The 18,662-nt window shown below is 68.8% G+C and carries 18 protein-coding genes; 9 read left to right on the forward strand and 9 right to left on the reverse strand.

Features of this window, described 5'->3' with window-relative positions; all coding sequences use genetic code 11:
• Positions 1-399 precede the first annotated feature (399 nt).
• The 6 genes from ACE5C1_RS08690 to ACE5C1_RS08715 form a co-directional block, all read right to left on the reverse strand.
• Complete coding sequence (locus tag ACE5C1_RS08690; RefSeq protein WP_374943671.1) at positions 400-1,830, reverse strand: ammonium transporter; 1,431 nt, start codon at positions 1,828-1,830, stop codon at positions 400-402.
• Positions 1,831-1,853: 23 nt separating this feature from the next.
• Entirely contained in the window at positions 1,854-2,192 is a 339-nt protein-coding gene (locus tag ACE5C1_RS08695) for a P-II family nitrogen regulator (protein ID WP_374943672.1), read from the reverse strand.
• 148 nt (positions 2,193-2,340) lie between these two features.
• Entirely contained in the window at positions 2,341-2,532 is a 192-nt protein-coding gene (locus ACE5C1_RS08700; protein ID WP_374943673.1) for a DUF2007 domain-containing protein, read from the reverse strand.
• Positions 2,533-3,054: a histidine phosphatase family protein gene (locus tag ACE5C1_RS08705; RefSeq protein WP_374943674.1), complete on the reverse strand. Its 522-nt coding sequence runs from the start codon at positions 3,052-3,054 to the stop codon at positions 2,533-2,535.
• Positions 3,051-5,804, reverse strand: a complete 2,754-nt coding sequence (locus ACE5C1_RS08710) for an ATP-dependent DNA helicase (RefSeq protein WP_374943675.1) — start codon at positions 5,802-5,804, stop codon at positions 3,051-3,053. Before ACE5C1_RS08710 ends, ACE5C1_RS08705 begins: the two co-directional genes overlap by 4 nt.
• A gap of 33 nt (positions 5,805-5,837) precedes the next feature.
• Positions 5,838-6,422 (reverse strand): Uma2 family endonuclease, encoded by a 585-nt coding sequence (locus tag ACE5C1_RS08715; RefSeq protein ID WP_374943676.1) that lies wholly within the window; start codon positions 6,420-6,422, stop codon positions 5,838-5,840.
• Positions 6,423-6,476: 54 nt separating this feature from the next.
• Between ACE5C1_RS08715 and ACE5C1_RS08720 the strand changes: the two genes are divergently transcribed.
• The 4 genes from ACE5C1_RS08720 (at position 6,477) to ACE5C1_RS08735 (ending at position 10,918) form a co-directional block, all read left to right on the forward strand.
• Positions 6,477-8,048, forward strand: a complete 1,572-nt coding sequence (locus tag ACE5C1_RS08720; RefSeq protein ID WP_374943677.1) for a lysine--tRNA ligase — start codon at positions 6,477-6,479, stop codon at positions 8,046-8,048.
• A gap of 61 nt (positions 8,049-8,109) precedes the next feature.
• A complete protein-coding gene (locus ACE5C1_RS08725) occupies positions 8,110-8,676 on the forward strand; it encodes a 2'-5' RNA ligase family protein (RefSeq protein ID WP_374943678.1) in 567 nt (188 codons plus the stop codon).
• Between the two features lie 35 nt (positions 8,677-8,711).
• Positions 8,712-9,902, forward strand: a complete 1,191-nt coding sequence (nhaA, locus tag ACE5C1_RS08730; RefSeq protein ID WP_374943679.1) for a Na+/H+ antiporter NhaA — start codon at positions 8,712-8,714, stop codon at positions 9,900-9,902.
• Entirely contained in the window at positions 9,902-10,918 is a 1,017-nt protein-coding gene (locus tag ACE5C1_RS08735) for a histone deacetylase family protein (RefSeq protein WP_374943680.1), read from the forward strand. Before nhaA ends, ACE5C1_RS08735 begins: the two co-directional genes overlap by 1 nt.
• 105 nt (positions 10,919-11,023) lie before the next feature.
• Here the strand turns inward: ACE5C1_RS08735 and ACE5C1_RS08740 are convergent, their stop codons facing one another.
• The 3 genes from ACE5C1_RS08740 to ACE5C1_RS08750 all read right to left on the reverse strand — a co-directional run bounded on the left by ACE5C1_RS08740 (position 11,024) and on the right by ACE5C1_RS08750 (position 14,086).
• A complete protein-coding gene (locus ACE5C1_RS08740; RefSeq protein WP_374943681.1) occupies positions 11,024-12,250 on the reverse strand; it encodes a dipeptidase in 1,227 nt (408 codons plus the stop codon).
• Positions 12,251-12,363: 113 nt separating this feature from the next.
• Positions 12,364-13,113 carry a glutaminyl-peptide cyclotransferase gene (locus tag ACE5C1_RS08745; RefSeq protein WP_374943682.1) on the reverse strand — a complete coding sequence of 250 codons (750 nt, stop codon included), beginning with the start codon at positions 13,111-13,113 and terminating at the stop codon, positions 12,364-12,366.
• A gap of 64 nt (positions 13,114-13,177) precedes the next feature.
• Complete coding sequence (locus tag ACE5C1_RS08750) at positions 13,178-14,086, reverse strand: cold-shock protein (RefSeq protein ID WP_374943683.1); 909 nt, start codon at positions 14,084-14,086, stop codon at positions 13,178-13,180.
• A 233-nt stretch (positions 14,087-14,319) separates the two neighbouring features.
• On the opposite strand from ACE5C1_RS08750, the gene ACE5C1_RS08755 reads away from it, so the two are divergent.
• The 5 genes from ACE5C1_RS08755 (at position 14,320) to rpoN (ending at position 18,654) form a co-directional block, all read left to right on the forward strand.
• Positions 14,320-14,940 (forward strand): ribonuclease D, encoded by a 621-nt coding sequence (locus tag ACE5C1_RS08755; protein WP_374943684.1) that lies wholly within the window; start codon positions 14,320-14,322, stop codon positions 14,938-14,940.
• Between the two features lie 8 nt (positions 14,941-14,948).
• Positions 14,949-15,587, forward strand: coding sequence for an LPS export ABC transporter periplasmic protein LptC (gene lptC / locus ACE5C1_RS08760; RefSeq protein ID WP_374943685.1), 639 nt, complete (start codon positions 14,949-14,951; stop codon positions 15,585-15,587).
• A 5-nt stretch (positions 15,588-15,592) separates the two neighbouring features.
• A complete protein-coding gene (locus ACE5C1_RS08765) occupies positions 15,593-16,138 on the forward strand; it encodes an LptA/OstA family protein (protein ID WP_374943686.1) in 546 nt (181 codons plus the stop codon).
• 94 nt (positions 16,139-16,232) lie between these two features.
• The gene (gene lptB / locus ACE5C1_RS08770) at positions 16,233-17,018 is read left to right on the forward strand and encodes an LPS export ABC transporter ATP-binding protein (protein WP_374943687.1); all 786 of its coding nucleotides are present in this window, start codon (positions 16,233-16,235) and stop codon (positions 17,016-17,018) included.
• A 154-nt stretch (positions 17,019-17,172) separates the two neighbouring features.
• The gene (gene rpoN / locus ACE5C1_RS08775; RefSeq protein ID WP_374943688.1) at positions 17,173-18,654 is read left to right on the forward strand and encodes an RNA polymerase factor sigma-54; all 1,482 of its coding nucleotides are present in this window, start codon (positions 17,173-17,175) and stop codon (positions 18,652-18,654) included.
• The last annotated feature ends 8 nt before the right edge of the window (positions 18,655-18,662 follow it).

The raw sequence follows: 18,662 nt of genomic DNA on the forward strand, positions 1-18,662 counted from the left end.
CGCCCGCGCCGATGCCAACCGCGACCGCAAGGTGACCGAGCCCGAGGCGCAGGCGCTGCTCGCGGCGACCTTCCAGGCCTATGATGCCAATCGCGACGGCAAGCTGGGCGGGACGGAGCGGGACAGCGCGAAGAAGGCGATCCAGAAGGGGCGGTAGTCTCTTAATTTGCCCCCCGGCATGGGGAGGGGGACCGCCGCCAAAGGCGGTGGTGGAGGGGCAGCCCCAAGCGGCAGCCTTGCTTGGCTGCCCCTCCACCAGCCTGCGGCTGGTCCCCCTCCCCGTACCGGGAAGGAATAAGTGAGTGCGAAAAAAAAGCCCGGTACGTTGCCGTACCGGGCTCGAGGTGCGTCCGCAGGAGGAACGCCGGTGGGGGGCGGAACCGGCCCGCCCCCGAACTTTCAATAATTGTAGGCGCGCTCGCCGTGTTCGTTGATGTCGAGGCCTTCGGTCTCGACTTCGGCCGAGGGGCGCAGGCCGGTGGTCATCTTGAGCGCGTAGAACAATACCGCCGAGACGCCGCCGGACCAGACCAGCGTGATGACGACCGCTTGTACCTGCTTCCAGAGCTGCGCCGAGATGCTGTAGCTCGCGGCGTCGAAGGCGGCGGGGAAGACGGTGTAGTCGAACACGCCCTGCCCGCCGAGCGCGGGCGAGGCAACGATGCCGGTCGCGATCGCGCCGACGATGCCGCCAACGCAGTGCACCCCGAACACGTCGAGCGTGTCGTCGTAGCCGAGCCGGTTCTTGACCGTCGTCACGAAGAAGAAGCACACCGCCGAGACGACGATGCCGAGCACGATCGAGGTCATCGGCGCGCCGAAGCCCGACGCAGGCGTGATCGCGACCAGCCCCGCAACCGCGCCGGTGGCGGCGCCCAGCAGCGAGGGTTTCTTGTGGACGATCTGCTCGATCACCGCCCAGGCGACCGCGGCGGCGGCGGTGGCAACGAAGGTGTTGATGAAGGTGACCGCGGTGACGCCATTGGCCTCCAGGTTGGATCCTGCGTTGAAGCCGAACCAGCCGACCCAAAGCAGCGACGCGCCGATCATCGTCATGGTCAGCGAATGCGGCGCCATCGGCTCCTTCTTATACCCGATCCGCGGGCCCATCACGAGGCAGCCGACCAGCCCGGCGATTCCGGCATTGATGTGGACCACCGTGCCGCCGGCGAAATCGAGTGCGCCGAGGTTGTAGAGATAGCCGCCGTCGGTCTTGGCGTCGGGCAGGAAATCCGGGCCCGCCCAATACCAGACCATGTGCGCGATCGGGAAATAGACGATCGTCAGCCAGGCAACGACGAACAGGATGAGCGGCGTGAACTTCACCCGCTCCGCGAACGCACCGACGATCAGTGCCGGGGTGATGCACGCGAACGTCATCTGGAAGCAGACATAGGCAAATTCGGGGATGTAGACGTTGTTGGAGAAGGTCGCGGCATAGGTGGTCGCGTCGACCCCGATCAGGAACGCCTTGGACAGCCCGCCGAAGAAGTGGTTGTCGCCGCCGCTGGTGAAGGCCATCGAATAGCCCCAGCAGACCCAGACCAGCGACGCGACGCTGACGATCATGAACACCTGCATCAGCACGCTGAGCATGTTCTTGGTCCGCACCAGGCCGCCGTAGAACAAGGCGAGCGCGGGAACCGACATCATCAGCACGAGTGCCGACGAGATCAGCATCCACGTGGTGTCGCCCTTGTTGACCATCCCCGCCATCTGCGCAGTGGTCGGCGCCTTGATCGGTGCCGCTGCCTGCGCCCAGGCGGGCATCGCCGCGAACGCGAGGGCGCCCAGCCCGACCGCGCCCGCGATCTTCATCGCTTGCTTCATCGTGTCCCCCTTGAATGCGCCGCTCACAGGGCGGTCTCGTCGGTTTCGCCGGTGCGGATGCGGACCGCCTGCGCGACGTCGAGCACGAAGATCTTGCCGTCGCCGATCGCGCCGGTGTTGGCCGACGCCTGAATCGCCTCGACGACGCGGTCGAGCAGGTCGGTGGCGCAGACCACTTCGATCTTGATCTTTGGCACCATGTTGGTGCTGTATTCGGCGCCGCGGTAAATTTCGGTCTGGCCCTTCTGCCGCCCGAACCCCTTGACCTCGGTGACCGTCATGCCCGCCACGCCGATTGCGGTGAGCGCCTCGCGCACCTCGTCCAGCTTGAACGGCTTGATGATGGCGATGACCAGTTTCATCCCGCCCCCTTTGTTCGCGTGTGTCCCGAGGAAAGGCTTCGCAACGATCGTGCCAGCCGCGGAACGATCCTGCCGCGGTGCAGCACGAACCAAGTGGAGTGATTAACGAACGGTAAAAATTGGGCAGTGCGGAAGGATTGCCTGTTTGTTAGGCAGTGACGATGGCCTGCGCCGCGGCGAGATCGTCCTCGTCGACCATGACGCGGACGGGGATCAGCAGGTAACTGCCGTCGCCAATCGAGGTCTCGCCGTCGAAGGCGACCGCGTCGATGCCCTCGCTGTCGAGCCGGCCGACGATGATGTGCGCCAGGTTGCGGTCGAAGCGACCCAATTCGACCATCTATTCCTCGTCGGGCCCGAGCACGGGATCGAGATCGCGCGGGCGGACGAAGCGGACGAGCTCGGCCTTGCCTTCGCTGGCGTCGGTCCACGCGTCGCCGATCGTCAGTTCGGCGAGGGTGGCGGTGGGGTATTTGTCCGCCGCTTCGCCCGCATCGGCGGCGAGCAGGAGGACGAGGTCCTCGAGCCCGGGGTTGTGGCCGACGAGCAGGACGCGGTCGTGCTCGGGCGCGAGTTCGTGGACGACGTCGAGCAGGGTGGACGCAGCGGCGAGATAGAGGCGCTTGTCCCAAACGGGCGCGAGGGTGCGACCGTATCCGCTCGCGACGCCGTCGAGCGTTTCGACGACGCGCACCGCCGGCGACGCGACGACCCGGTCAAAGGCGAGGTTCGCGTCGCGCATGTGGCGGCCCATGACGGTCGCGGCGCGCTTCCCCTTGGGGTTCAGGCGGCGGTCGAAGTCACGAAGGTTCATGTCGTCCCACCCCGACTTGGCGTGGCGCAGCAGCGTCAGCGTCTTCATGCGGTCTCCGTGGGGAAGGCGGGAGTTGTCTCATGCCCCAGTCGCGCCCCATTGGAAAGCCGCGCGGCGTTGGAAAGCCGCGCCGCGACTCGCGCGACCGCTTCGTCGAGGGTGACGCGCGCGACGGGAACGCCCGGCGGAAAGGCGTCGAGGAAGCGCGACGGCATGGCCGCGGACAGCAGCACGAACGCGCCGCGATCGTCGGCGCGGCGGATCAGGCGGCCGAACGCCTGCGCCAGGCGCGCACGGACGATGCGGTCGTCGTACGCCGTGCCGCCTCCCGCCAGTTTGCGGGCGGCGTGAAGGACGGTGGGCTTGGGCCAGGGGACGCCTTCCATCACCACCAGGCGGAGCGAATGGCCGGGGACGTCGACGCCGTCGCGCAGCGCGTCGGTGCCGAGCAGGCTGGCGTGTGGGTCGTCGCGGAAGATGTCGACCAGGGTGCCGGTGTCGATCGGGTCGACGTGCTGGGCGTGGAGCGGCAGGCCTTCGCGCGCCAGCCGGTCGGCGATGCGCGCGTGGACTCCGCGCAAGCGGCGGATTGCGGTGAAGAGGCCAAGCGTGCCGCCACCGCTCGCGACGATCAGGCGGGCGTACGCGTTGGCGAGGCTGGGCACGTCGCCGCGCTTGACGTCGGTGACGATCAGCACCTCGGCGTGATCGGCGTAGGCGAAGGGAGACGGGGCGAGAAAATGCTGGGGGGTGCGGGCGAGGTGCTTGGCGCCGACCCGCGCTTCGGCGGTGTCCCAGTCGCCGCCGCCGGTGAGCGTCGCCGAGGTGACGAGCGCGCCGTGGGCGGGCTTGAGGACGATCTCGGCGAACGGGCGGGTCGGGTCGAGCCAGCGGCGGTGGAGGCCGATGTCGTATTCGCGGCCCTCGCTGCGATCGACCGCGAGCCAGTCGATGAAGTCGGGGTCGGCGGGGCCGCCGACGCGGGCGAGGAGCGCGAGCCAGCCCGCGACGGTCTCGGCGCGCCACGCGATCGAGGCGATCGCGCCTTCGATGCGCGCGCGCGCGGGGGCGTCCATCCAGTCGGGCGCATCGCTCAGCACCGCCTCGAGCCGGCGCCCCAGGGTGACGAGCGGACGGACGAGCTGGTCGAGCGCGGCGGCGGCGGGAGCGGCGGCCTCGATCAGCTCGGGGGAGGGTTCGGCGAGCTCGGTCTCGAGGCCATAGCCTGCGTCCCCGGTCTGTTCGGCGCGCGCATAGGCAAGACCGCGGACCGCACCGAGCAGGGTCTCGATCGCGCCGAACGGCTGGCCTTCGGCAACGCGCGCGAGCCAGCCTTCGCTCGCCAGCGCGCGCGCGGCGTCGACCGCATCGGCGATCGCGCGCCCGCCCGCCTCGTCGTAGCTGGCGACATCGGACAGGCGCGCTTGCAAGCCGCGGCGGCGTCCGCGTCCACCGGCTTCGGGGCCGAGAATCCAGCGGCGGAGCTCGATGCTTTCCGCGCCGGTCAGCGCGGTGCCGAACATCGCGTCGGCAGCGTCGAACAGATGGTGGCCTTCGTCGAAGACGTAACGGGTCGGGCGGGTCGTCGTTTCGCGACCGCGCGCGGCGTTGACCATGACGAGCGCGTGATTGGCGATGACGATGTCGGCGTCGGCGCTGGCGCGGGCGGCGCGCTCGATGAAGCATTTTCGGTAATGCGGGCAGCCTGCATAGACGCATTCGCCGCGGCGGTCGGTCAGCGCCGCGGGGCCGTTGCGGCGGAACAGGGTGGGCAGCCAGCCGGGCAGGTCGCCGCCGACCATGTCGCCGTCGGCGGTGTACGCGCCCCAGCGTGCGACGAGCTGGGCCAGCACCGCCGCGCGCCCCTGGAACCCGCCCTGGAGCGCGTCTTCGAGGTTCAGCAGGCAGAGGTAATTCTCGCGGCCCTTGCGGGTGACGACCTTGGCCTTGCGCGTCGCGGCGTCGGGGAACAGGCGCACCGTCTCGTGCGCCAATTGGCGTTGGAGCGCCTTGGTGTAGGTCGATACCCACACCGCGCCGCCTGCCTGCGCCGCCCATAGCGAGGCGGGGGCGAGATAGCCGAGCGTCTTGCCGATGCCGGTGCCTGCCTCGGCGAGCACCAGATTGGGCGATTCGCGGGTGACGCGCGGCTGGAACGCGTCCGTGGCGGCGGCGGCATAGGCGCGCTGGCCGGGGCGTTCCTCGGCGCCGTCGCCGGTCAGCGTCGCGAGGCGGGCAAGCGTATCGGCGGGGTCTAGCGCGAGGGTGCGCGGGGCGGGGCGCGGCGCGTGCTCCTCCCATTCGGGAAGCGTGCCGAACAGCCAGCGTTCGTGTTCCCTGGGTTTGGCGATGCGCTCGACCAGCGCGGGGGCCCAAGGCCAGCGCAGGCGGTGGAGCGCCTGCGCAGTCGTCCATGCGCCGTCGCGTTCGGGCCAGTCGGCGGAGGGAACCACGAGTAGCGCCTGGGTCGCGGCGCACAGGAAAGTGGCGACGGAGGCGTCGTCGTCCGGGACGGCCAGGCCCGTCACCCGCGCCAGCCCGCGCGGGGTCGGCGCCATGAAGCGAGCGGGGTGGAGGAAGGCGAACAGCTCGAGCAGGTCGAGCCCCGACAGTTCGGCATAGCCCAGCCGTTGGCCGATCAGCGGCGCGTTGAGGACGATCACGGGCGTTTCGGCGGCGATCCGGATCGCCTCGCCGCGCCCGACTTCGCGGGTCTCGTCGGCGCTCGCGATCCAGATGCCCGCGTGGCTGGCGTGAAGCGCGGGGTAGGGTAGCGCAGGAGGAGCGAGCGACTTCACGATCACGCTGTAGCGCGGAACGAAAGCGAAACGCTAGAGGATGCCCGATCCGTCGATCGCAAGGTCGGGCATGGTGGCGCTGCGCAGTTCGCCGTCGAGCGGGACGACGCGCGTTTCCAAGTAGCGCACCTTTTCGACCGCCCAAAACTGGTGAACCTGGCGCGCGTTGATATCGACTACCCAATATTCGGGCACTCGGCTTACCGCATACAGGTCGCGCTTTTCCCCGAGATCGTGCCGGATGCTGGTATCGGCGATCTCGACGATCATCGCGACTTGGCCGATGCGAACATAATCGCGGACGGGGGATACCGTGCCGACGAGGATATCGGGATCGGGCAAATCGCTGTCCGACAAGGCAACCGAGCCTTCGATCATCGCCTCATGCTTCGAGCCGATCGCTTCGAGCGCAGCCTGCAGCCGACGTCCCAAGCGATTCTTCACGATGAAATGCGCCTGGAATTGCGCGTTCACGACAACGATTCTCCCGCCGATCAATTCGACGCGCTGGCCATGGAACACACCGGCGCGATCAAGCAGTTCGTAATCCTCGATCCGCAGTTTGAAAAATTGCGGATCGTCCGTCACCGGTGGGCTGATGGGAGCCATCACATTCATGGTGCACCCCATAGCATTTGCGCTGCACCTTCCAAAGCGTCAGATGCACCCATTATGACGCAAGACCTTCGCTCCGCCGCTCTCGAGTCCAAGGCCTGGCCGTATGAGGAGGCGCGCAAGCTGCTCGCGCGCTGGCCTGCCGGCAAGCCTGGCGGCGCGCCGGTGCTGTTCGAGACGGGGTACGGGCCGTCCGGACTGCCGCATATCGGGACGTTCAACGAGGTATTGCGGACGACGATGGTCCGCCAGGCGTTTCACGCGCTGTCCGACCAGCCGACCCGGCTGATCGCGTTTTCGGACGACATGGACGGGCTGCGCAAGGTGCCCGACAATGTGCCCAACGCCGACATGCTGCGCGCGCATCTCGGCAAGCCGCTGACGCGCATACCCGATCCGTTCGGGACGCACGACAGCTTTGCCGCGCACAACAATGCGCGGCTGCGCGATTTTCTCGATCGGTATGGCTTCGAGTACGAGTTCGTGTCGTCGACCGATTATTACGAGGGTGGGCGGTTCGACGAAGCGTTGAAAGGGGTGTTGCGGCACTTTCAGGGCATCCAGGACGTGATGCTGCCGACGCTGCGGGCGGAGCGGCGCGCGACCTATTCGCCGGTGCTGCCGATCAGCCCGACGAGCGGCGTGGTGCTGCAGGTGCCGGTCGAGGTGATCGATGCCGACGCCGGGATCATCGCCTTCGAGGATGAAGGGCAACGCATCGAGCAGTCGGTGTTCGGGGGCAAGGCCAAGCTCCAATGGAAGGTCGACTGGGCGATGCGCTGGGTCGCGCTCGGGGTCGATTACGAGATGGCAGGTAAGGATTTGATCGATTCGGTCGTGCAGTCCGGCCGGATCGCGCGGGTGCTCGGCGGGCGGCCGCCCGAGGGATTCAATTACGAGATGTTCCTCGACGAAGCGGGCGAGAAGATCTCCAAGTCCAAAGGCAACGGCCTGTCGATGGAAGACTGGCTGCGCTACGGCCCGGAGGAGAGCCTGGCGTTCTTCGCGTATCGCGAGCCGAAGAAGGCCAAGTCGCTCCACATGGGGGTGATCCCGCGTGCGGTGGACGATTACTGGCAGTTCCGCGCCAATTACGCCGGGCAGGATGCCAAGCAGAAGCTCGGCAATCCGGTGCATCACATCCACGACGGCAAGGTGCCGGACGAGGCCTTGCCGGTGACGTTCGGCCTGCTGCTCAACCTGGCGAGCCTGCCGGGCGTCGGCGACCGCGACACGCTTTGGCGTTTCCTCCAGCGTTACGATCCGGCGCTGTCGCCCGAGGGCAATCCCGCGCTCGACCGGCTGATCGGTTATGCGGTCGCCTATGCGCGCGATTTCGTGGCACCGGGGCTTCAGCGGCGGGCACCTTCACCGGCGGAGGCGGCGGCGCTGCGTGATCTCGATACGTTGCTGGCGGAGCCGCAGGAGGGCGATCTGGCTACGGCGCTTCAGAACCACGTGTATGAAGTCGGCAAGACGCATTTCGGCAAGGACGGTCTGCGCGACTGGTTCAAGGCGCTGTACGAGACGCTGCTGGGATCGAGCCAGGGTCCGCGGATGGGGAGCTTCTTCGCGCTCTACGGCGTCGACGATTCGCGGGCGCTGATCGCCGAGGCGCTCGCGAACTGATCGACGCGGGCGCACGGAACGTATAGGGAACATTCATCCGCCGAATCAGCCGGAGCGATCCATGTTCCATCACCCGCCGACGCTTCATCGCCTGTTCTTCGGGCTGCGGCCGCCGCCGTCGCTGGCAGGGCGGATCGCGGCTGGGGCCGCGTATTTCGACCCGGTCCGCGGGCTTGCGGCGGAGCGATTGCACATCACGCTGTTCATCCTCGCCGACCTGGTACAGGTGCCGCCGGGGCTGCTCCACGCGCTGCATGGCGTCGGAGCGTCGATCGATTGTGGGCCGGTCCAAATGGCGCTGGACGTCGCGCACGGCAGCAGCCGGGCGGTCGCGCTGCGTCCGGCGCGCCGCGACCCGGCGCTTGCGGCACTGCGCGCCCGGATCGCCGACGAGGCGCGGGCGCATGGCTTGGCCGAGCGCGCCGGTTACCGCTTCGCGCCGCACATGACGCTCGGCTATGGCGACGTCGCTCCCTTCAGCCGGGCGATCGCGCCGGTCGGCTGGACGGCGGACGAGTTGGTGCTGATCGACAGCCAGGTCGGCCGCACCCGGCACCACATGCTTGGCCGCTGGCCCCTTGATGGCGGTGAGGGTGGCGGCGGCGGCGGACAGTTGCGGTTGTTCTGATTGGCGCGACGCCGGCGACCGGTTAGAGCCGCCGCATGATCCGCCGTCCCCTGTCCGTGCTGCGCGACTTCCTGTCGAGCGAGGCTCGGGGCGGGCTCGTGCTGATCGCCGCTGCGGTGCTGGCGTTGCTCGCCGCCAACCTGGATGCGACCGCGCAGTTGTACGAGCGCCTGCTGCACTGGACGACCGGGCCGGTGCTCAGCCCGGCGCTGGGCGCGATGACGGTCCATCTGTGGATAAACGACGGGCTGATGGCGCTGTTCTTCCTGCTGGTCGGAGCGGAGATCAAGCGCGAGTTCGTCGATGGGCGGCTGGCCGATCCGCGCAAGCGGCGGCTGCCGTTCGTCGCCGCGATCGCGGGAATGGCGGTGCCGGCAATCATCTATCTCGTGGTCGCGGGCGCGACGCCGGGGCTGGCGCGGGGATGGGCGATCCCGGCGGCGACCGACATCGCGTTCGCGGTCGGCATCCTGGCGCTGCTCGGGCGGCGGGTGCCGGTGGCGCTGAAGGTCTTCCTGACCGCGGTGGCGATCGTCGACGACATGGGTGCCGTGGCGATCATCGCGGTCTTCTACACCCACGCGATCGACTTCGGCGCGCTGGCGGCAGCGGCGGGGACGCTGGCGGCGATGTGGGGGATGAACCGGCGCGGGGTGCGGCGGCTCGCTCCTTATATGGCCGGGTTTGCGCTGCTGTGGTTCCTGATGCTGCTGTCGGGGGTCCATGCCACGGTGGCCGGGGTGTTGGCGGCGATGACGGTGCCGGTCGCGCGGTCGCGCGGCGCGCCCGACGATGCCACCTCGCCGCTCCACCGGCTGGAGCATGCGCTGCACCCGTGGGTTGCCTATGCGGTGGTGCCGCTGTTCGCCTTTGCCAACGCGGGCGTGCCGCTGGCGGGGGTGGCGCCGGAGACGATCCGCCATCCGCTGGTCGCAGGCATCGCGGCGGCGCTGTTCCTCGGCAAGCAGGCAGGCATCCTCGGCGCGGTCGCCATTGCCGAGCGAACCGGCTTCGCGCGGCGGCCGGGGGGCGCGTCGTGGCGGCAGGTGTACGGGGTCGCGCTGCTGGCGGGAATCGGTTTCACGATGAGCCTGTTCATCGGCGGGCTCGCCTTTCCCGGCGATCCGGCGCTGGCGGACGAGGTGAAGGTGGGCGTGCTGGCCGGATCGCTGCTGTCGGCCATCGCCGGCGTGCTGGTGCTGCTGTCGGCGCGAAAGGCCGATTGATGCAACGCTTTTTCGATCCCGCGCAACTGGCCCATGCGCCGCGGCAGGAGCTGCACAACGGCGCGTTCACCGCTTATGCCGAGACGCCCGCGCGTGCGGAGACGATCCTGCGTGCAATCGGCGGCGCGGAGATCCCTGAGGATCGCGGCGAGGCGCCGATCCTGGCGGTGCACACCGCGGCCTATGTCGCAGCGCTCAAGGCGATCCCGGCACTGTGGCAAGAGGCAGGACGGCCGGGCGAGGCGCTCCCTTATGCCTTTCCGGTGGTCGGGAGGCGGCCGCTAGTGCTGAACCGGGTCGATGCGCTGCTCGGCGCGCACAGCTTCGATGCGACCACGCCGATCACTGCCGAGACCTGGGGCGCGGCCTATGCCAATGCGCAGACCGCGCTGGCGGCGGCGCAGGCGGTGTTGGGCGGCGAACGGGCGGCGTTCGCTTTGTGCCGTCCGCCTGGGCACCATGCGGGTGCGGATTATTGCGGCGGCTATTGCCACCTGAACGTCGCCGCTATGGCAGCACAGGCCATGCGCGATGCGGGGGTGGAGCGGGTCGCCATCCTCGATATCGACTATCACCACGGCAACGGCACGCAGGACATCTTCGACGCGCGCGGTGACGTATTCTATGCCTCAATCCATGCCGATCCGGTGCGCGATTACCCGTTCTACTGGGGGCATGCCGATGAGCGCGGGGAAGGCGCGGGTGCGGGTGCGACGCTGAACCTGCCGCTGCCGCACGGCACGCGGATGGCGGCGTTCCGGGCCGCGCAGGCCTGCGCGCTCGACGCGATCGCGGCGTTCGCGCCGGGGATGCTGGTGGTCAGCTTCGGCGCGGATACGTGGGAGGGCGATCCGATCTCGCACTTTGCGCTGGCGACCGCGGATTACCCGGTGCTGGCCGAGGACATCGCCGCGCGGGGCTGGCCGGCCGCGATCGTGATGGAGGGCGGCTATGCGGTCGAGGCGCTGGGCGACAATGTCGCGGCATTCCTGTCGGGATTCGATCGCGGAAGGTGAGGCTAAGGTGAGGCCAATGCGCGGTGTTGCCGCTGTCCCGTTCGTCTTGAGGTTGCGAAAGAACGGTCCGTCGGCTTGCAGGCAAAGTCCAACATCGCAAGTGGGTTATCGCGCGGTCGCGTCCACCGGCGGCATGGCTGCCATGCTTCGGGCGACCGCATCGGCGGCATCCATCACGCGCAGGATGTTGCCGCTGGCGAGCGCCGACAGGTCCGCATCGCTCCAGCCGCGCCGCGCGAGTTCGGCAAGGATGCGCGGGTAGCCATCGACGCCGCTCAATCCTTCTGGTGCGGTGCCGTTGATGCCGTCGAAATCGCCGCCGAGCCCGACGTGCGCGTGACCTGCCACGTTGGCGACGTGCTCGATATGGTCGGCGACGGTCGCGACGGTGACGTGCGGCTGCGGGTGCGCCGCGTCCCAGGCGGCGAGCGGGGCGGGCGAGCGCGGACCGTAGACGTCGGCGGGGACGCCGGCCGACGCGGCGAAGGCGGTGCGCGCGGCGTCCCAGGCGCGCCACTCGGCCGACAGGAAGGCGGGGTAGAGGTTCACCATCACCACGCCGCCGTTCGCACCGATCGCCGCCAGCAGATCGTCGGGGATGTTGCGCGGCGCGTCCGCCAGCGCGCGGGCGCTGGAATGCGACGCGATGACCGGGGCCCTGGTGACGCTCAGCACCGCGCGCATCGTCGTGTCGGCGACGTGGCTGACGTCGACGAGCATGCCGATGCGGTTCATCTCGGCGACGACCTGTCGGCCGAAATCGCTCAGGCCGCCGGCGCGCGGCGCGTCGGTGGAACTGTCCGCCCATTCGAGGCTGCGCCCATGCGTCAACGTCATGTAGCCGACGCCTAACGCGCGGTACTGGCGCAGGACCGAGAGCCGCCCGTCGATCTGGTGCCCGCCCTCGACCCCGATCAGCGCGGCGATGCGGCCTTCGCGCGCGATCCGGCGGACGTCGGTGGCGGTGAGGCCAAGCGCCATGTCTCGGGGGTTGGCCGCGACCATGCGGCGGACGATGTCGATCTGTTCGAGCGTCATTTCGACCGCGCGCGGGCCCGGCGTGTCGGCGGGGATCCACACCGACCAGAATTGGCCGCCGACATGGCCTTTGCGGAGGCGGGCGATGTCGGTCTGGAGCGGCCGGGGGAGAACGCTGGTGTCCTTGGTCAGGTCGAGCGATTCGACCTTCGCGGCTTGGGTTTCGCGGATTTCCCAGGCGAGATCGTTGTGGCCGTCGACGACCGGGGTGCGGGTAAGCAGGCGCTCGATGCGGGTGGTTATGGCGGGGGTGGGGGCGGCGACCTGCGCGGCGAGGAGGAGGAGGGCGATCATCGGAGGAATTGAGCACGCCACGGGCGCGCGTGACAGCTGAATCTCTGAACCTTGGCGGGTCGACTTTTCGAACTCCTCCCCCGGAGGGGGAGGAGTTCGAAATACCGGTGCGCTTAGCCGATCTTCACCTCGAACACCGTCGGCCACAATTTGCCCGTAACGAACAGGCGGCGTTTGCTCGCGTCCCAAGCGATGCCGTTGGCGACCGCCTCGGGGTCGGTCGCGGCAATTTCGGCGACGAGGGGGCGGAGGTCGACGATGGCGGTTACCTTGCCGGTTGCGGAATCGATACGGACGAGGAAGGGGGTGTGCCAGACGTTGGCGAGCAGCGCGCCGTCGACATAGTCCAATTCGTTGACCTCGCGCAGCGGCTTGCCGCGCAGCGTCACGCTTACGCGGCGGGTCTCGCGGAAGGTGGCGGCGTCGAAGAACTTGATCGTCGCGCTGCCGTCGGTCATCGCCAGCGTATCGCCCTGCGCGGCCAGGCCCCAGCCTTCGCCGGAATAGCGCGCGGTGCCTGCGGGCTTGAGGGTGCGCGCATTCCAGCGGTGGGCGATGCCGTCGTGCCAGGTCAGCGTGACGACCTGGTCGCGCCAGACCGCCAGGCCTTCGCCGAATTGCGCGGGCGGGATCGTCGCGCGCGCGGTGACCCGCCCGTCGAGCGCGACTCGGCGGACTTCGGAGCGGCCCTCGAGCCCGGTGCTTTCGTAGAGCGCGCCATTCGCCCAGGCGAGGCCTTCGGTGAAGGCGGTGCGGTCGTGGGGGTAGCGCGCGACGACGGTCGCGGCGAGGACGGGGATGTCGTCCGGAACGGTCGCGGGCGCCTGCTGCGCGCCAAGTGTGGACAGCCAAAGGGCCGGCATCGCGATGGCGATACCGGCCCTTCGTAGAACAGCGGTTCCGATCATGCGACCGGAGCCGGCCGGATCAGCTGCCTTGCGCCAAATTGACCGCGGCATACTTGCCGCGACGATCGACCTCGATCTCGAACTGCAGGCGATCGCCCTCGTTCAGGCTCGACATGCCCGCGCGCTCGACCGCCGAGATGTGGACAAACGCATCGGGCTGTCCGTCGTCGCGCTGGATGAAGCCGAAGCCCTTCATCGCGTTGAAGAACTTGACCGTGCCGGTCGCCTTCTCGCCGGTCAGCTCGCGCTGCGGCGCGCCGCCGCGGTCGCCGCCACGATCGTTGCCGCCGAAGCCGCCGCCACGGGGCGCCGAGTCGCGCGGACCCGCATCGCGGTCGCGCGGCGGACCGCGGTCGGTGACCGCCATCGGCTCGCCGTCGATCTTGAGCTCGGTCGCCGAGATGCGGCCGCCGCGATCGACGAGGGTGAAGCCGAGCGGCTGACCCTCGGCCAGGCCGGTGAGGCCGGCCTGCTCGACCGCCGAGATGTGAACGAACACGTCCTCTGCACCGTCGTCGCGGACGACGAAGCCGAAGCCCTTTTGCGCGTTGAAGAACTTGACCACGCCGGTGCCCTCGCCGACGACCTGGGGGGGCATGCCGCGGCCGCCACCGCCGCCACCGCCGCTGAAGCCGCCACGATCGCCGCCGCCGCTGAAGCCGCCGCCACCGCCGCCGCGATAGCCGCCACCACCGCCGCCGCCGCCGCCGTAACCACCGCCGCCGCCGCCACCGAAGCGGTCGCCGCCGCCACCACCGTAGCCGCCACTGCCGCCGCCACCGAAGCGATCGCCGCCACCGAAGCCACCGCCGCCAAAGCCGCCACCGCCGAAGCCGCCGCCACTGGACTCATCGCCGCCGCCGAAGCTGTCGCGCTTGTCGCGCCCACGTCCGCCACGATTGCCGCGGCCACCCTTGTCGAAACTCATAATGCCTGTTCGTCTTCCCGGGTCGCCCGCCATCCCATCAAAGCCGAAACGTCGGACGACAGACGTCGGGCTCTGGGCGCATAAGAATTTGCGCCTCGAAAGCCGACATAGCCTAGATTGCAAGCCGCGGCGAACGAATTCGTCTTGATTTCGCCACGTTCGGCATCTTCGTTGCGTGCAAAGCACAGCTGCGGCCATTGAGCGATTGCGTGGACCGCTGTAGGGCCGCGACGATGACGGTTCACTTGCACGAAGAAGACATTCCCGCCGGGCTGTTCGCCGATGGCGCGGCCATCGCGGTCGACACCGAGACAATGGGGTTGCTGACCCCGCGCGACCGGCTGTGCGTCGTCCAGCTGTCCGATGGCGGGGCCGACGAGCATCTGGTGCGATTTCGCGCCGGGAGCGACTATGCCGCGCCCAATTTGAAGGCGCTGCTCGCCGATCCGGCGCGCACCAAGCTGTATCATTTCGGGCGATTCGACATCGCCGCGCTGCAATTCTACCTCGGCGTGGTCGCGGCACCGGTTTATTGCACCAAGATCGCGTCCAAGCTGATCCGCACCTACACCGACCGGCACGGATTGAAGGAGCTGGTGCGCGAACTGCTCGGCACCGAACTGTCCAAGGCGCAGCAATCGTCGGACTGGGGTTCGCCGACCTTGAGCGATGCGCAGAAGGAATATGCGGCGTCCGACGTGCGCTATCTCCACCGGTTGCGCGCCGAGCTCGACCGGCGGCTGGCGCGCGAGGGGCGCGCCGAACTGGCGCAGGCGTGCTTCGATTTCCTGCCGCACCGCGCCGCGCTCGACATCGCGGGCTGGGCCGAGACCGACATCTTCGCGCATGTCTGAGGTCGCCCATGTCTGAGCAAGGACACCGGGTGCGAACCGCGCGGCAGATGTGGGCCGCGCCGGGGAGCCGGCACGACCGGCTGATGACGTTTGCACGCCTCGCGCTGCCCGGCGCGATCGGGGTATTGGCGGCGTTCCTGGTCACCGCGCCGCTCACCGCGGGCGGCGACGTGTCGTTCGTGCTCGACAAGAACAAGGTCGAGATCGCGCACGAGCGGCTGAAGATCCAGGCGGCGCGCTACAGCGGACAGGACTCCAAGGGCCAGCCGTTCCGCCTGACCGCGGCGTCGGCGGTGCAGCGCAGCTCGGCCGAGCCGATCGTCCAGCTGACCGAACTCGCCGCGGCCATCCAGCTGCCCGACGGGCCGGCGACGCTGGATGCGAACACCGGCCGCTACGACATGGACAGCGAGCAGGTGACGCTGGACGGCGCGCTGCATTTCCGCGGCGCGGGCGGCTACGACCTCCAGACCCGCGACGCCACCGTGGATTTGAAGCAGCGCACGCTCGCCAGCGGCGGCGCGGTGACCGGCGTCGTGCCGCAGGGGACGTTCAGCGCCGACCGGATGCACGCCGACCTGGCCGAGCGCACGGTGACGCTGGACGGCAATGCGCGCTTGCGGATCGTGCCGCGAAGGACGAGATAGCGGCGATGCGCGCCGCTTTTGCTTTGCTCCTGCTTGCTGCACCCTTGAGTGTTGTTTGGTTTGCCGCATCCGCGGCGGGGCAGACGCGTCACGATTCGGCCGCACCGATCAATTTCGGCGCGGACCATATCGAATTGCAGGACAAGGCGAACCGCGCGGTGCTGGCGGGCAATGTCTCGGTTCGCCAAGCCGAGATGACGCTGAACGCCGCGCGGATGACGGTGGCGTATACGGGTCAGGTGGTGAACGGCAGTCCGCAGGTCTCTCGGCTCGATGCGTCGGGCGGGGTCACAGTGGTCCGCCCGGACCAGACCGCGCGCAGCCAATACGGCATCTACGACCTCAACCGCCGGGTCATCACGATGCTCGGCGCGGTATCGCTGACCCAGGGGGGCAACACCGTCAACGGCGGGCGGCTGACGATCAACCTCGATACCGGGCGCGCGGTGATCGACGGGTCGTCGGTCGGCGGCGGAGCGGCGGCGGGTGGCGCGGTGCAGTCGCGTGGCGGGCGCGTGACCGGCACTTTTTCGGTGCCCAACCGCAACTGAGCGTCCGTTCGCCGCTCCGATCGTCATGCATGTTTCCTGCCAACCGGTAATCCGTTAGGGTTTCGGTAACGATCTTTTGCAAAGGCGGTTGCCGATGGATGCCGAGACTCTCCTGGTTCCCGATGCGCATGGCGATCCCGTCGCCGAGCCGCCGGTCGCGCACGGGCTGCAGGTCGTGTCGATCGCCAAGTCGTACGACAAGCGCGTGGTGCTGGCGGACGTGTCGGTGTCGGTGGCGCGCGGCGAGGTCGTCGGGCTGCTCGGCCCCAACGGCGCGGGCAAGACCACGTGCTTCTATTCGGTGATGGGGCTGGTCAAACCCGATTCGGGGCGCATCCTGCTCGACGGCGACGATATCACCGGGCTGCCGATGTACCGGCGGGCGATCCTGGGGCTCGGCTACCTGCCGCAGGAGACGAGCATCTTTCGCGGGCTGACGATCGAGAAGAACATCTCCACCGTGCTGGAGCTGTCCGAGCCCGACAAGGCGGCGCGCGCGGCCAAATTGGAGCGGTTGCTCGACGAATTCGGGCTCACCCGGCTGCGCACCGCGCCGGCGATGGCGCTGTCTGGGGGCGAGCGGCGGCGGGCCGAGATCGCGCGCGCTCTGGCGGCGGACCCGTCGATCATGCTGCTCGACGAGCCGTTCGCCGGGATCGACCCGATCTCGATCGCCGACATCCGCGATCTGGTAAAGGATCTGAAGCGCCGCGACATCGGCGTGCTGATCACCGATCATAATGTGCGCGAGACGCTGGAGATCGTCGACCGGGCGTACATCATCTACGATGGGCGAGTGCTGTTTTCCGGGTCGCCCGAGGAACTAGTGGCGGACGCGAACGTGCGGCGGTTGTACCTGGGCGAGGGGTTCTCGCTTTAGTTATGGGGCGGGGCTTCGCCTTATTCCCCTCTCCCACCGGGAGAGGGGCAAGCCGCGAAGCGGCGCGGGGTGAGGGTGAGTGCATCCCCCGTGCGTCACCCTCACCCTTCCGCGGCTTCGCCGCTCCCTCCCTCTCCCGGAGGGAGAGGGATTTATGAGCCTCACCCCGCGCCTCGACATCCGCCAGTCGCAGTCGCTGGTGATGACGCCGCAATTGCAGCAGGCGATCAAGCTGCTGGCGCTGTCGAACCTGGAGATCGAGGGGTTCATCGCCGAGGAGGTCGAGCGCAATCCGCTGCTCGAGGCGGGCATCGAGGGGTCCGCGCCGCCGGCGCCGGAAGTACCCGAGGAGCGCGCGAGCGCGGACACGCTGATCTCCGGCGGCGGCGATGCCGCAGAACCCGCAATGGACGTCGACTACGCGACCGAGAGCCACCAGCAGGATAGCGTGTCCGATGGCGGCGCGGGGATGGACGGCGCGCTGGGGCTGACGGGTGGTTCCGGCGGCGGCGGCGCGCTCGGCGAGGATGCGCCGGGGATCGACGATTTCGCGGCGGCGGGCACCAACTTGGCCGATCACCTGCTGGCGCAGGCGGGGACCGCGTTCGGCCCGGCCGAGATGGCGCTGGCGGCGCATCTGATCGATCAGATCGACGAAGCGGGATATCTGAGCGTCGGCTTGCTGGAGGTCGCGACGCGGCTGAACGTGCCGCTCGCTCGCGTCGAGGCGGCGCTGGGCGTCATCCAGACCTTCGATCCGACCGGCGTCGGCGCACGCGACCTGGCCGAGTGCATCGCGTTGCAGGCGCGCGAGGCCGATCGCTACGACCCGTGCATGGCCAAGCTGATCGCCAACCTCGACCTGCTCGCGCGCGGCGACCTCGCGCGGTTGAAGCGGCTGTGCCACGTCGACGACGAGGATCTGGCCGACATGATCCGCGAACTGCGCGGCTACGATCCCAAGCCTGGCTGCCGGTATGGCGGCGAGGCGGTGCAGACGGTGGTCCCCGACCTGTTCATCGCCAAAACCAAGGCCGGCTGGGCGATCGAGATCAACGCGGCGACGCTGCCGCGGGTGCTGGTCAACCGGAGCTATTATCACGAGCTGTCGGCGGGGCCGCAGGACAAGGCGTCGAAGGCGTGGCTGAGCGAGTGCCTGGCCAGCGCCAACTGGCTGGTCAAGGCGCTCGACCAGCGCCAGCGGACGATCGTCAAGGTCGCGACCGAAATCGTCAAGCAGCAGGAGCAGTTCTTTCTCCACGGCGTCTCGGCGCTACGTCCGCTGACCTTGGCGCGGGTGGCGGAGCAGATCGAGATGCACGAATCGACCGTCAGCCGGGTGACCAGCAACAAGTACCTGAGCTGCGCGCGCGGGGTGTTCGAGCTGAAATACTTCTTCACCAGCGCGATCGCGTCGGCGGATGGCGGCGACGCGGTATCTGCGCTGGCGGTGAAGAACGCGATCCGGGGGCTGATCGAGGGCGAGGGGGCGAAGATCCTGTCCGACGACACGCTGGTCGAGCGGCTCAACGCCAAGGGCTTCGACATCGCGCGGCGGACCGTGGCGAAATATCGCGAGGCATTGGGGATCGGCAGCTCGGTCCAGCGGCGGCGCGCGCGGGTGCTGGAGGGATAGACGTCGGC

Source organism: Sphingomonas sp., from assembly GCF_964263785.1.
GTDB lineage: Bacteria > Pseudomonadota > Alphaproteobacteria > Sphingomonadales > Sphingomonadaceae > Sphingomonas.

Excerpts from the sequence above, each read along its gene's own strand:
- ACE5C1_RS08690 (WP_374943671.1), bottom strand. The coding sequence starts at position 1,830 with ATGAAGCAAGCGATGAAGATCGCGGGCGCGGTCGGGCTGGGCGCCCTC.
- ACE5C1_RS08695 (WP_374943672.1), bottom strand. The coding sequence starts at position 2,192 with ATGAAACTGGTCATCGCCATCATCAAGCCGTTCAAGCTGGACGAGGTG.
- ACE5C1_RS08700 (WP_374943673.1), bottom strand. The coding sequence starts at position 2,532 with ATGGTCGAATTGGGTCGCTTCGACCGCAACCTGGCGCACATCATCGTC.
- ACE5C1_RS08705 (WP_374943674.1), bottom strand. The coding sequence starts at position 3,054 with ATGAAGACGCTGACGCTGCTGCGCCACGCCAAGTCGGGGTGGGACGAC.
- ACE5C1_RS08715 (WP_374943676.1), bottom strand. The coding sequence starts at position 6,422 with ATGAATGTGATGGCTCCCATCAGCCCACCGGTGACGGACGATCCGCAA.
- ACE5C1_RS08720 (WP_374943677.1), top strand. The coding sequence starts at position 6,477 with ATGACGCAAGACCTTCGCTCCGCCGCTCTCGAGTCCAAGGCCTGGCCG.
- ACE5C1_RS08725 (WP_374943678.1), top strand. The coding sequence starts at position 8,110 with ATGTTCCATCACCCGCCGACGCTTCATCGCCTGTTCTTCGGGCTGCGG.
- nhaA (WP_374943679.1), top strand. The coding sequence starts at position 8,712 with ATGATCCGCCGTCCCCTGTCCGTGCTGCGCGACTTCCTGTCGAGCGAG.
- ACE5C1_RS08735 (WP_374943680.1), top strand. The coding sequence starts at position 9,902 with ATGCAACGCTTTTTCGATCCCGCGCAACTGGCCCATGCGCCGCGGCAG.
- ACE5C1_RS08740 (WP_374943681.1), bottom strand. The coding sequence starts at position 12,250 with ATGATCGCCCTCCTCCTCCTCGCCGCGCAGGTCGCCGCCCCCACCCCC.
- ACE5C1_RS08745 (WP_374943682.1), bottom strand. The coding sequence starts at position 13,113 with ATGCCGGCCCTTTGGCTGTCCACACTTGGCGCGCAGCAGGCGCCCGCG.
- ACE5C1_RS08750 (WP_374943683.1), bottom strand. The coding sequence starts at position 14,086 with ATGAGTTTCGACAAGGGTGGCCGCGGCAATCGTGGCGGACGTGGGCGC.
- ACE5C1_RS08755 (WP_374943684.1), top strand. The coding sequence starts at position 14,320 with ATGACGGTTCACTTGCACGAAGAAGACATTCCCGCCGGGCTGTTCGCC.
- lptC (WP_374943685.1), top strand. The coding sequence starts at position 14,949 with ATGTCTGAGCAAGGACACCGGGTGCGAACCGCGCGGCAGATGTGGGCC.
- ACE5C1_RS08765 (WP_374943686.1), top strand. The coding sequence starts at position 15,593 with ATGCGCGCCGCTTTTGCTTTGCTCCTGCTTGCTGCACCCTTGAGTGTT.
- lptB (WP_374943687.1), top strand. The coding sequence starts at position 16,233 with ATGGATGCCGAGACTCTCCTGGTTCCCGATGCGCATGGCGATCCCGTC.
- rpoN (WP_374943688.1), top strand. The coding sequence starts at position 17,173 with ATGAGCCTCACCCCGCGCCTCGACATCCGCCAGTCGCAGTCGCTGGTG.